The organism is Nonomuraea sp. NPDC002799, assembly GCF_053592075.1.
Genome location: NZ_JBSFVA010000010.1, coordinates 199,710 through 212,048 on the forward strand (window position 1 = coordinate 199,710; position 12,339 = coordinate 212,048).

The 12,339-nt window shown below is 69.4% G+C and carries 10 protein-coding genes; 3 read left to right on the forward strand and 7 right to left on the reverse strand.

Annotated features, from left to right (window positions below; all coding sequences use genetic code 11):
- Positions 1–77: 77 nt before the first annotated feature.
- Positions 78–3,137 carry an AAA family ATPase gene (locus tag ACWD0F_RS20610; protein WP_449877656.1) on the reverse strand — a complete coding sequence of 1,020 codons (3,060 nt, stop codon included), beginning with the start codon at positions 3,135–3,137 and terminating at the stop codon, positions 78–80.
- Between the two features lie 10 nt (positions 3,138–3,147).
- Positions 3,148–3,828, reverse strand: a complete 681-nt coding sequence (locus ACWD0F_RS20615) for a hypothetical protein (protein ID WP_449877658.1) — start codon at positions 3,826–3,828, stop codon at positions 3,148–3,150.
- Positions 3,829–4,050: 222 nt separating this feature from the next.
- On the opposite strand from ACWD0F_RS20615, the gene ACWD0F_RS20620 reads away from it, so the two are divergent.
- Entirely contained in the window at positions 4,051–4,368 is a 318-nt protein-coding gene (locus tag ACWD0F_RS20620; RefSeq protein WP_449877660.1) for a carboxymuconolactone decarboxylase family protein, read from the forward strand.
- A gap of 78 nt (positions 4,369–4,446) precedes the next feature.
- Here the strand turns inward: ACWD0F_RS20620 and ACWD0F_RS20625 are convergent, their stop codons facing one another.
- Positions 4,447–5,655, reverse strand: coding sequence for a PQQ-dependent sugar dehydrogenase (locus ACWD0F_RS20625; RefSeq protein WP_449877662.1), 1,209 nt, complete (start codon positions 5,653–5,655; stop codon positions 4,447–4,449).
- Positions 5,656–5,683: 28 nt separating this feature from the next.
- Here ACWD0F_RS20625 and ACWD0F_RS20630 point away from each other — a divergent pair, with 28 nt between their 5' ends.
- A complete protein-coding gene (locus ACWD0F_RS20630) occupies positions 5,684–6,436 on the forward strand; it encodes an SDR family NAD(P)-dependent oxidoreductase (RefSeq protein WP_449877664.1) in 753 nt (250 codons plus the stop codon).
- Between the two features lie 126 nt (positions 6,437–6,562).
- Here ACWD0F_RS20630 and ACWD0F_RS20635 read toward each other — a convergent pair whose 3' ends face one another.
- Positions 6,563–7,774 carry an ABC transporter ATP-binding protein gene (locus ACWD0F_RS20635; protein ID WP_449877666.1) on the reverse strand — a complete coding sequence of 404 codons (1,212 nt, stop codon included), beginning with the start codon at positions 7,772–7,774 and terminating at the stop codon, positions 6,563–6,565.
- 179 nt (positions 7,775–7,953) lie between these two features.
- Here ACWD0F_RS20635 and ACWD0F_RS20640 point away from each other — a divergent pair, with 179 nt between their 5' ends.
- Positions 7,954–9,012, forward strand: coding sequence for a LacI family DNA-binding transcriptional regulator (locus tag ACWD0F_RS20640; protein ID WP_449877668.1), 1,059 nt, complete (start codon positions 7,954–7,956; stop codon positions 9,010–9,012).
- A gap of 19 nt (positions 9,013–9,031) precedes the next feature.
- Here the strand turns inward: ACWD0F_RS20640 and ACWD0F_RS20645 are convergent, their stop codons facing one another.
- The 3 genes from ACWD0F_RS20645 to ACWD0F_RS20655 form a co-directional block, all read right to left on the reverse strand.
- Positions 9,032–9,664, reverse strand: a complete 633-nt coding sequence (locus tag ACWD0F_RS20645; protein WP_449877670.1) for an RloB family protein — start codon at positions 9,662–9,664, stop codon at positions 9,032–9,034.
- 50 nt (positions 9,665–9,714) lie between these two features.
- Positions 9,715–10,839, reverse strand: coding sequence for an AAA family ATPase (locus tag ACWD0F_RS20650; protein WP_449877672.1), 1,125 nt, complete (start codon positions 10,837–10,839; stop codon positions 9,715–9,717).
- A gap of 228 nt (positions 10,840–11,067) precedes the next feature.
- Positions 11,068–12,192, reverse strand: a complete 1,125-nt coding sequence (locus tag ACWD0F_RS20655) for a hypothetical protein (RefSeq protein WP_449877674.1) — start codon at positions 12,190–12,192, stop codon at positions 11,068–11,070.
- Positions 12,193–12,339: the final 147 nt, after the last annotated feature.

Below are 12,339 nucleotides of genomic sequence, written 5' to 3' on the forward strand. Positions count from 1 at the left end.
GAGCGGCGGTGCGGACGACCGGCGGTGAGCCTGAGTGTGCCGGGGCGTTGTGAGAGCGCCCCGGCACCTATGTCGGGCTATGCCCGCTCTGTTCCGTTCCCGTCGTAGCCGAGCAGCCGCATGGCCGTGTCCGGATCCATCGCCGCCGCCAGGAGCTGGGCGCGGGCGTGGGCCTGATCGCGTTCGTGCTCCGCCTTGGCCTGCGCCGCGCGTACACCCTTGACCGCGACGAACGCCAGCCCCGCCCCCACGATCACCGCGACGACCACGACGAACAGCAGGAGCAGCAGCCCCGGCGAGGCCCCCAGCGGCGCGACCGCCGCGCCGGTGCCGTTGCCGCCGGTCACCGTCCCCGTCACCGCGAGCGCGGCGATGATGGACAGCACCACGAGCCCGAGCAGGCTGGCGACGACCAGCCAGGCCCCGCCCGCCGGCCGGCGCCGCGCGGGTGGCGGCGCGGCGGCCGGGGCGGGCGCCCCGGCCACGACGGGCCTCGGTGCGGCCACGGACGGCACCGGCACCGGTGCCGACGTCGCCGCCCACGGCACGAACTCGGGCCGGGCAGGCGTGTCGGCCGGGGTGTCACGCCCGACCGGCGTGCCCTGTACCACGGGGGGCGGCGCCTGGGCCCGGATCACCGGCACCTCGGCCTGGATCACCGGCGCCTCGGCCGGCGGCAGCGGAGTCACCTGGACCGTCCGGACCGCGTGCACCGCCTTGACGCCGGGACCGCTGAAGGCGGCCGGCGCCAGCACCACCGGCTCCACCACCCGCCCCGGCAGGTCGCGCTCGATGCGGCTGTGCTCCCGGTGCGCCCTGGCCGCGTCGCGGTGATATTCCTCAAGGTCGTGGACGAGATCGTCGGAGGCGTAGATCGTGCCGTCGATGAGCGGCCCAGGCTCCCGGCGGATGATCGCCACCACGTCGTCGCCGTTCAGCGTCTTGTGCGTCTCCAGCGCGTGCGCCACGCAGAGCACCTCCCTGCGGTGCTCCTGCAGCAGCTCCTCGGTCTTGTCCAGCAACCGCACCAGGTTGAACTCGATCCGCTCGCCGAGCACGTCGGGGGCGAGGTCGGGCTGCTGTCTGGCCGGCTCCCGCTCGGTGATGCCGATGGCGCCGCCGGTGCCGCGCTTGCGCATGGCCTTGCCGCCCATGATCTCCAGCTCCTGGAGCGCGGGCAGCGAGGTGACGCCGGAGCCCATGCCCCAGTACGACTCCATCATCGCGGTCAGGTACGTGGCCGAGTACAGGTCGCCGGAGACCCCCGAGGAGTTGTCCTCCCCGAAGAACATCCGCTCCCCCGCCAGCGAGGCCAGGGAGACCATGATGTCGGCCTCGTGCTCGGACTTCCACCGGGTGAACTGGTCCTCGGGCTTGATCGAGGCGACCATGCCCAGGTAGTCGGCGCCCTTCTCGATGGTGGCGATGTCGATTTCGAGGTGGAAGCGGGTCGCGTACGCCACGACGGCGTGACAGGCCTCGTGGACGGCCACGGCGTGCCGCTCGCGCTCGATGTACTCGACGTCCTCGGGCGGGCCGAGCTGCTTGAGCCGTTTGGCCCGCAACACGTCCGACCAGGTGATGATCTCGCGTCCGTCCCTGATGGCGGTGATGAGCGACTCGTTGACCAGGTCCTTGATCGTGGCGCCGGTCGCGTACGGGGTGATCGTGGCCAGCTTGTCGATCTGCAGCGGGGTGAGCTCGTGCCACACCTTGTCGAAGTAGCCCTGATAGGTGCGCACCCGGCCGGCCTTGGACGGGTAACCGACCTTGTAGATGCGGTCGATGCGGCCGGGCCGCAGCAGCGCCTCGTCCAGCGCGTCGGGCCGGTTGGTGGCCATCATGACGAGGATGCGGTATTTGGGCGGCGGCTTGGGCCGCATCCCGAGCAGTCGCCTGACGAGCCGGTTGAAGAACCCGCGCGGCTTCTTCAGCCCGGACAGCTCGGTGAGCAGCGCCTGGAGCGTGCCGGGGTCGCCGCTGCCCATCATGCCGCCGCCCATCATGAAGCGGTCGCGCAGGCCGGGCTCCTTCTCGGCCTGGCGCCCGCCGCGGAAGGCCAGCACCTGGCGGGTCTCCTGGGACAGGTAGTTGAGGCCGTGGCAGCCGTCGTGGCCGGACACGCCGGACCAGCCGGTGAAGCCGCCCTGGCCGGGCGGGCCCTGCTGGGCGAGCCGGCCGCGCTTGCCGAGCGAGTCGGCCTCGTCGAAGAAGACGATCACGCCGCCGTAGCGGAGCGCCAGCTTGCGCAGCTTCCTGAACAGGCCCTTGACCTTCAGGATGCCGATGCCCATGAACATGTTCGTGAACGCACCCGGATCCACGAACACGTACGGCTTGCCGGTCTCGCCGGCCACGGCCTCGGCCATCAGGGTCTTGCCGGTTCCCGGCGGCCCCCACAGCAGCAGGCCGCTGGGGACGTACCCGCCGCGCGTCTCGATCTCGTCGGGGCGCTCCAGGAAGACGATGTTCTCCCGGACGCGCTCGACCACGTGATCCTGGCCCCACACGTCGTTGAAGCGGGTCTTGATGTCGTCGGGGAAGTACGTCTCGACGCCGCCTCTGGACAGGAACCAGAACAGGCCCACGAACTGGATGATCACCACGAAGAACAGGAAGACGATCTGGATCAGGAACGGCATCGCCTGCCAGATCAGCGCCGGCGCCTGCATCAGCGCCATGAACGGGCTGACGTCCAGCACCGCCCCCAGCACCAGGGCGATCAGCGTGACAAAGAACGCGATCTTGAGGGCTCGCGAGAGACGGAACCGCGTCCAGTCGTCGAAGCGGCGGTGCGTCCAGCGCTCGAAGCCGCCGAAGACCCGCTGGCTCCAGAAGCGGTGGTAGGCCGACCAGTGCTCGCTGACGAAGAAGTGCACCTGCCGCGCGACCTCGACGCCGATCAACCAGAAGATCCACTGGTAGTCGTAGGCGATCTGCTGCGCGGCCCCGGGGAACGTGGCGACCCCCGGGAAGTCGGCCATCACCTTCCACGTGAGGATGAGATAGGCCAGCACCAGCGCGATGAGGAACTTGCTCCGGTCCCAGAACTGCATCTTCTTCCTGGTCACGGAGTCGGGATCGGTGGGCCCGCTGCCGGGGGCACGCAGGCCTTCATGGTGAACGGTCGTGGTCAATGACGCTCCCTCATCCAGGCAGCCGGAGCAGCTTGAAGGTACTCGCGATCTTGTCGAACTCGGCGGCGCGCTTGACGAAGCAGACGGACTGGCAGCCGATGAGCATGACGGAGACCGTGGCGCCCTTGGCGTCCAGGATGGCGGTGTGGTCGAACGTCTGGACGTCGCCGCCGATCTGGTAGTTGAAGCGGACCCGGATGCCCCTGGCGCCGTCGGCCAGGGTGAGCATCTCGTCGGCGAGCAACTCGAAGTTGCGGAACATCGGCTGCTGGCCGGTGGCCGCCACCTGCTGCAGGTAGAGCTGGCGCATCTGCGTGGTCACCGGCAGGACGAAGTCGCGCAGCCCGTTCAGCGAGATCGTGCCACGCCGCTCCTCGGTGAGCTGGTGCACGGTGGCGTAGACGAACGGATCCTGGGAGCCGAGCAGATGGTTGACCGAGGGCACCGCCGCCTGGTCGAAGGCCGTCGACCAGACGCGCTGGGCGTGCGACCTCGCCGCCTGGGAGTTCGGGTGGTTCCCCCACAGGTACGACTCGATGGGCTGGGCGTTGAGCTGCGTGAACGAGGAGGGCACGGCGAAGTACGTGGTGCCGGTCTTGTCACGTACATAGGTGTAGTCGGGCTGTCCGGCGCACGCGGGCAGCATCAGGATCGCGACCATGAGCGCGATCAAAGCCCGTGTCTTTTTCACCAGGGCTTACCTCCGCTTTACGGACCAACGGAGTTGTTGTGCCCGCTTTCCGAAGGAATGAGCCCGATGCATGCTGAGAAATCTTGACCAAATCTTGGCCGTACCTTGGCCTTACTTGTTACAGATCAACTTGGGTCGGGCACAGTTCCTACAACCCCCATTGGTTCGGCCCGGGAAGTAGCGAAAGATGTGAGGATCCCTGCCGAACACCGGGAGCGCACAATGACAGAACCGGCCATGGAGATCGTCGACTCCTTCGGCATGACCGCGGAGCGCCAGTTCGCCGACCTCTGGGCCCGAACGGTCCTGTCGGTCAAGGAGCGCCGTCTGCTCCTTCTCGGACTGCTCGTCGGCCAGGGACTGCACGAGATGACGGACGTCCAGCTCGACGCGGCCCTGCGCGGCGGCGACCTCAGCGAGAGCGAGCTGCGCGAGGTGGTGGTCTTCCTGACGCACTACGCGGGGTGGGCACGCGGGGCCAAGCTGAACGACCAGGTCGAGGAGCTGATCGACCGGGTCAGGTCCGGGCCCGGCGGGTGAGCTCGTCTCGGCCTGGCAGCGGGTCCCGGCGGGTGGGAGCGTCTCGGTCCGGCAGCGAGGCTTCGGCGGGTGAGCGGGTCAGGCGGGCTCGATCCGGTAGAGGGGGCCGCGCAGGCTGAGCGCGTACAGCTCGCCGTCGGGTCCCTCGCCGAAGGACGAGAGCTGATCGACCTCGCCCACCTCGGCCGCGTGGCCGATCTCGGCCACGGGCGCGGCCTTGATCCAGCCGGCGCAGAAGTCGCCGTACAGGAAATGACCCCGCAACCAGGGGATCCGCTCGCCGCGGTAGACGTAGCCGGCGATCACCGAGCAGTTGCCTTCCTGCTGGAGCGGATAGACGATCACCGGGTCGACCAGTTCGCGGCCCTTGCCGCCCTGGAACGGCTGGTCGCCCTCGCGCAGGTTCCAGCCGTAGTTGAGGCCGCCCTTCGAGCCGGCGGGCTGGTGGTCGACCTCCTCCCACGCGTTCTGCCCGACGTCGCCGATCCACAGGTCGCCGCTGCCGCGGTCGAAGCTGAACCGCCAGGGATTACGCAGCCCGTACGCCCAGATCTCCGGCTTCGCCCCCTTCTTCCCGACGAACGGGTTGTCCTCCGGCACCTTGTACGGTTCGCCGCCGCGCGGATCGATGCGCAGGATCTTGCCCAGCAGGGTCCCCAGGTCCTGCCCGTTGCCTTCGGGGTCGCCGCCGCTGCCGCCGTCCCCGAGGGCGATGTAGAGGTGGCCGTCGGGCCCGAAGGCGAGCTGGCCGCCGTTGTGGTTGGCGTACGGCTGGTCCTGGGTGAGCACGTCGCGCCGGCCCGTCGCCTTGGCGCCGTCGAAGGCCCACTCGGTGACGTGCGTGTCGCCCTCGGCGTCGGTCCAGTCGAGGTAGACCCAGCGCCCGGTGGGGTGGAAGGCCACGCCGAGCAGCCCCTGCTCGTTGCCGCCGCTCACCTCGCCCGACAGGTCGATCACCGTGTCACCGCCGGAGGTGCGCAACCGGCCCGTCTGCTCGGCGACGTAGAGCCGGTCGTCGCCCTTGCGCACGGCGAAGGCCACCGGCTGCTCCAGCCTGGCGATCTCCTCGAACCGTAACTCGCCCCGCTGCCCGGACGGCTCCCGCGCCGCCGTCGGGCTGCCTGCCCGGCTGGGCGACGGCACGGCCGGAGACACGGCCGGCGACACAGCCGGAGACACAGCGGACGACGCGGCAGGCGGGACGGCGGGCCGGGGCTCGGGGGCCGAGCACGCGGTCAGGGTCAGCAGGAGGACCGGCACGGCCACGACGAGGCGCACGCCGTTCATCCTCGCACGGAACGTTAAAGTTCAAGGCATGCCTACCGCATTGATCACGGGCGCGACCGCCGGCCTCGGCGCCGCCTTCGCCCGGCGCCTGGCCGCCGACGCCTTCTCGCTCGTCCTGGTGGCGCGCGACGAGCTCCGGCTCGCCGAGGCCGCCGACCAGCTCAAGCTGAGGTACGGCGTCCGCGTCGAGGTGCTGGCCGCCGACCTCTCGGCCGACGAGGGGCTGGCCAAGGTGGAGTCCAGGCTCGGCGAAGGCGACGTGGACCTGCTGGTCAACAACGCCGGGTTCGGCCACACCGGGCACTTTCCCGACGTGCCGGTCGCGGACGAGGCGCGCATGCTCAAGGTGCACTGCGAGGCCGTGCTCAGGCTGACGCTGGCGGCGCTGCCCGGGATGCGGCGGCGCCGGCGGGGCGCGATCGTCAACGTGGCGTCCGTGGCGGCGTTCTTCGCCCATGGCACCTACAGCGCGTCCAAGGCGTGGGTGGTCAACTTCAGTGAGTCCGCCGCGCGCGAGGCGGGCGATCCGCGCATCAAGATCATGGCGCTGTGTCCCGGTTTCGTGCGCACCGAGTTCCACCAGCGCGCCTCGATGGACACCTCGGGCATTCCGGGGTTCCTCTGGCTCAAGGCCGACGACGTGGTGCGGGCGGCGCTGCGCGACCTGGCCCTGGGCAAGCGCGTGTCGGTCCCGGACCTGCGCTACAAGGCCATCGTCGCGGTGGGCAAACTGGTGCCGCGCGGCGTGCAGTCCCGCGTCTCGGCCATGATCGGCCGCTGACCTCCGGCGCCCGCCCATGCAGAGAAAAACGGGCCCCCGCCGCGGGAGGGGGTCGCGGTGGGGGCCCGGGCGGCCGTGAGCCGGAGGCTCAGGGCCGGGAATCTGGAGTCAGCGGGTCGGCTGTGCTCAGCGGTTGGCCTCGTGGCCGATGGCCAGGCCCGACTCCGGGTCGAAGAAGTGCAGGTTGTGCGTGTCGAGGACCAGGTCGATGTTCTGGCCGGGACGCGCGTGGCTGCGGGCGTTGACGCGGGCGGTCCACAGGGACTTGTCACCCACGAGCGGCAGCGCCGCCTCCTCGTCGTCACCGGTGTCGGCGGCGGCGACGGTGTCCTTGTGCTCGACGGGCGGGGCGTCGATCAGGAACAGCACGTTGATCTCGGAGCCCAGCTCCTCGGTGACCTCCGCCTTGACCGGCAGCGTGGCCCAGCCGTTGGCGTTGGCGCCGGCGGAGAGGGCGTCCTCGAAGTCCGACGGGCGGATGCCGAGGATGATCTTCTTGCCGATGTACTGGTCGAGGCCCGGCTTGTCGGTGAACGTCGAGTCGGGGATCGACAACTTGATGTCGGCGAAGGTGACCGCGGCGCCGCCGTCGCGGATGAGCTCGGCGGTGACGAAGTTCATCGAGGGCGAGCCCATGAAGCCGGCCACGAACAGGTTGACCGGCTTGTCGAACAGGTTCTGCGGGGTGTCGACCTGCTGGAGCAGACCGTCGCGCAGGACGCAGACGCGGTCGCCGAGGGTCATGGCCTCGACCTGGTCGTGGGTGACGTACACGGTGGTGACGCCCAGGCGCTCGTGCAGGGTGTTGAGCGAGGCGCGCATGGACACGCGGAGCTTGGCGTCCAGGTTGGACAGCGGCTCGTCCATGAGGAAGGCCTGCGGCTCACGGACGATGGCGCGGCCCATGGCGACACGCTGGCGCTGACCACCGGACAGGGCGGCCGGCTTGCGCTTGAGGTAGGGCTCGAGGCCGAGCATCTTGGCGGCGTCGTTGACCCGCTTGGCGATCTCCGGCTTGGGCATCTTGCGAAGCTTGAGGCCGAAGGCGAGGTTCTCCTCGACCGTCATGTGCGGGTACAGCGCGTAGTTCTGGAAGACCATCGCGATGTCGCGGTCTTTGGGCGGCAGGTGGTTGACGACCTTGTCGCCGATGGCGATCTCGCCGCCGCTGATGTCCTCAAGGCCGGCGATCATCCGGAGCGCGGTCGACTTACCGCAACCGGATGGGCCGACCAGCACCATGAACTCGCCATCCTTGATCTCAAGGTTGAGCCCGTTCACAGCCTTTACGCCACCGGCGTAGATCTTGTCGACGTTCGTCAGAACGATGGATGCCATGACATTCCTTCGCGCTCCAGGGCAGCAGCCCGGACGTTGTTACCGTTTAATCGCTCACGTGGATACGTTTTCAAGCATCTCACCCGAAACGGACATCCCTGTCAAGGGGTAGCGCGTGACCAGCCCTTGTCGGCGCGGCCGTCTTCCCCATCTTCCGGAACCATGATGGAATCGTTTCCATGGAGAAGCGGGCGACGATCAAGGATGTGGCCGAGGCGGCCGGCGTGGGCGTCGCGACGGTGTCGAGGGTGTTGTCGGGCGGCTCGGCCAGCCCCGCCACCCGCGAGCGCGTCCTGGCCGTCGCCGCCCAGCTCGACTACCGTCCCAGCGCGCTCGGCCGCAACCTGCGGCAGCGCCGTACCGGGGGGATGGGGTTGCTCGTCCCCGACCTGACGGACACCTTCTACGGGCAGTTCGCCGAGGGGGTGCTCGCCTGCGCCCGCGCGGCCGGCGATCCGGTCGTGGTCGGCTCCACGGGCGGCGATCCCGAGCAGGAGGCGGACCTGATCGGCATGCTGCTGGAGCAGAGCGTCGACCGCGTGATCGCCGTCCCGTCGGGCGACTCCGACACCTGGTCGCCGGCGATCCGGGCCGGCATGACGGTGGTCTTCGCCGACCGCCTGCCCGCCCAGGCGTTCGAGGAGGACACCACGGTGACCGCCGTCAACGACCTCATGCTCCTGGACGGCTTCACCCCGGCCCCCCAGAGCCGCCCGCTGGACGTGCCCGCCGTGCTGGCCGACGACCGGGCCGGCATCCGCACGGCCGTCCGCTACCTGCGCGGGCTCGGCCACCGGCGCATCGCCTTCCTGGGCGGCCCCGGCCAGGACCGGCGGGTGGCCGCCTTCCGTGCGGCGGTGGGCGCGCCGGTGGACGAGGATCTCGTCGTCTTCGGCACCGGCAGCCGCGACTCCGCCTACGCCGCCGCCTCCGGCCTCTTCCAGAGCCGCCCCGACCTCACGGCCGTGGTGGCCGGCGGCAACGTCCTCGGGGAGGCCGCCGTCCTGGCCGCCCGCGAGCTGGACCTGCGGGTGCCCCGGGACGTGTCGCTCGTCATGTACGACGACGTGCCCTGGGCCGAGCTGTGCTCCCCCCCGCTGACGGTGATCGCCCAGCCGGGTCGCGACATGGGCTACCGGGCGGCCGAGCTGGTGCTGCGCGCGGGCACCCGGAGACCCCGCAGCGTGACCCTCCCCACGGAGCTCATCATCAGAGGAAGCTGCGGCCCGCACCGCTGAGCGCGTGCGCCCGGACGGCTCAGCAGGTCACGATGCCGAGCTCTGCCAGCAACCGCCACACCTCCGTCGAGGGGACACGACGGAGCACGTCGCAGCCGGCTCCGTGACCTGCCTCGGCGCTGCAGACCATGCTCGGGCAGTTATTGATCAGTGATCTGGCGCGGTCGACCGCCTCCGGCTCCTTGCCGTTCAGAACGGCCAGCAGAGTGGAGTCGAGGCGTTTGTCGAAGTTCTTGAAAGCCCGATGAGCCGCCTTCAGCCGGTCTTGAACGCTTCTCGACGTCCATGCCGAGGACACCCCCGTCACGAAGTGGAGCAGCAACCAGAGCTCGAAACACGGATGAGAGAAGGCAATCCGCACACCCGCCGCTTCCGCCCGCGCATAGGACTCCTTGACGCGACTATGATCATCCCTGTCGAAGAAGGCCCACACGTGTTCACGCCGCGGGTCGTCCACCTCACTCAGCTTCTCCAATGCCCAGGTCGCGACCTCGTGCGGCTTCAGTCCCTTGCGTTTCCAGAGGACATGAATCTCGAACGTCCGTGGATCACCACAGAATCGTTCGCCCAGGTAGCCCAGGTAGTCGCGCTCCGTGCTCTCGCCCTCGACCACCGCATAGATGACCTTGCGTTTGCGGCCCTCGGTCACCACGCGTGGCACCCTCGCGCCGCCGGTGGGAGGCCCTTTTTTGCGCACACGGCTCACGTACCGCTCCCGCCTGTGTGCCTTTCGACCTCCAATGCCATACCGCCGAGCCCGATATGGGGAACTCCGCCATATCGGCCCCGTAGATATCCGCGTTCAAGGCCTTCGTCCGCGCGAACGCCGACAGCCGTGAGCGGATACAGCTCGGACTCACCGCTCTTCCGCTTCTCGGTGATCCACACGTGCTCACGGTCAAGCGGGCGCTCGACGTGAGCCCTGCTCAGCAAGGTCACATCGTGGCCGGTGAAGACGAGTTGTGCTCCCCGCGCGTTGGCGACCGGATCTTCGAAGAGCCGGACGACCTCCGCCACCAGCAACGGATGGAGGCTGGAGTCGAGCTCATCGACCAGGAGCGCCGCTCCGTGGTCGAGCGCTTCGAGCAACGGCCCCAGGAAGGCGAACCAGGCGAGCGTGCCGAAAGACTCCTGCTGATGCATGTCGAACGGAACGGGCCCGTCCTTGCCATGGTGCAGCAGCGACACCTCCGGCATCTCCTCGCCCCGGTCGTCCACCTCTACCCCGACGACGCCGAGATCGGCGACGGCCAGCAGTCCCGCCACCCGTTCGCGGAATCCGGGTCGAAGCAACTTCCATCGCGTGGAGATGTCACGCCCTCGCAGATCGTCACCAGGACCCACCAGCAAGAGGTTGTTCTTGAACCAGTCATGCAAGGGCACGAGCTGCTTCAATTGAAGCGATCCGGCCGCCGTCAGGAACAGGGCGTTGGGCCTGGTGTATTCGATCACCGGCCGCTTGGCACCCTTCAGCCGGTCGCTCGGAAACCGGTACTCGGCCGCGCCATGCTCGGGCCGTTCCGCGTCACGTTCGAACCACACCTGCCGACGGCGGCTTCCTCGCGGGTAGACATGCAGCCATTCCGTCTCGACGCGGGCGTCGGACACCTCGAACCCGTAGACGTACCTGTCCTCGCCGATGACGGCGTCGACTTCGAACAGGGACGCCTCGTGCAACGCCTCTCGCTCCAGGGCGAACGGCCGTCTCGGCACGCCCTGGAGCCGCGCCCAGTCGGCCACCGAATCCAGAACCGCATGACGCATCCACCCCATGGCGTCCAGCACGTTGGTCTTGCCCGAGGCGTTGGCCCCGAATATCGCGGCCACCGGAGAGACCCGCAGACCTGCGGCGGATCGGGCGGCACGGTCGCCGCCGTCCGGAGCGAGCAACGACAACTCGAACTCACCGCGGAAGGACAGAACGTTCGCGGCCCGGAATCCGACCAGCACGCCGAGCCTCCCCAGGAAAACGGATACGCATCAGCATTCTATGCTCGTTCACGCGGAAATTCCTCGAAAACGGCAGCAGAATCCGGATGGAAGGCCAACGATGCGTCAGCCGGCGTAGCGGTGTGGGAGGATCATGACCGGGTTGTCGTCGAGGATGATCTCGGGCGGCCCGAACCGCGCGGCGACCTCCCTGATCTCCGGCTCGTCGAGCATCAGCAACCGGCCGTTGTCGATGAAGGGCTCGCCGTCCACCAGGACCGTCGGCCGGTCGACCTGGCAGTCGCAGTGCGCGAAGCCCGGCCCCGTCTTGACGGGCACGCCGTCGGTCAGCCCGTCGAGGCCGCAGTAGAACGCCCCCGCGTGTTTCTCCCGCTCGAACTGCGTGCCCCCGGAGATGCGCACCTTCGGGTTGAGCCCGACCAGGGCGTGCCGCATGTAGTAGCCGTCGGGCGCGTAACGGCGCAGTTGCTCGGCGGCGGCCCCGCCCTCGATCTTGCGGACCAGGTTGCCTTCGAGCGTGATGCGCAGGGACTCCTCCGGCACGCCGGTGACCGTGCTGTCCTCGACGAGGAGCACGCCCTCGGTGTCGGCGGGCCAGAAGTTGGCGCCGCCGTACGGGAAGGGCCGCCAGTCGCCCGGCCGCAGGGGGCCGCCCGGGTCGGTCTCCCAGGTCAGCCCCGAGAACGTCACATCGGTCCCCCGCGCGGAGGTCACCCGCACGGTCTCGGCGCCCGACACCTGCGCCAGCGTGCGGCGCAGCAGCGCGTAGAAGACCTCGGGCGGCAGCCGGCCGCCGGTGAGCAGCGCGCCGGCCGTGGCGGTCATGTGCAGGGACAGGAACCGCGCGGAACGGGACCCGATCTGGTCGAAGAAGAGCGGCGCCGTGTGCACCTCACCCCACCAGGTGCCGCTGATGACGACGTCGGCCTCGTGGAAGGCGGCCGTCTCGATGCCGAGCGCGGCCCCCTTGTCCCAGCCTCCGGGACTGAACGGCGGCACCGACAGGATGCGCACGTCGGCCCCCCGGTAGGCGGCCGCCGCGCCGATGGCCTGGACGACGACCGGGTCGACGGTGTGCTCCATGAGCAGCAGCACCCGCTCGCCGCCCGCCACCCCCACGTAGTCGCAGAGGTTGCGGACGCCGGGCATCAGCTCGACGATCGAGTACGGCGCCACGGCCGGCTCGGTCACATAGCTGAACGGCGATCCTGCGTATGGGTTGATCGTCATGGCGGGTCCCCTCGACACCCTCGGCCATGCGATTACCTACCGCAATCGGGCCGTCGCTACACGTTCCGGTCCTCCCTGTGCGCGAGAGCACCGGGCCGGCGGGTAAATGTCCGCAGACCGATCGCCCGGCGGGAGGCGATGGTGGAG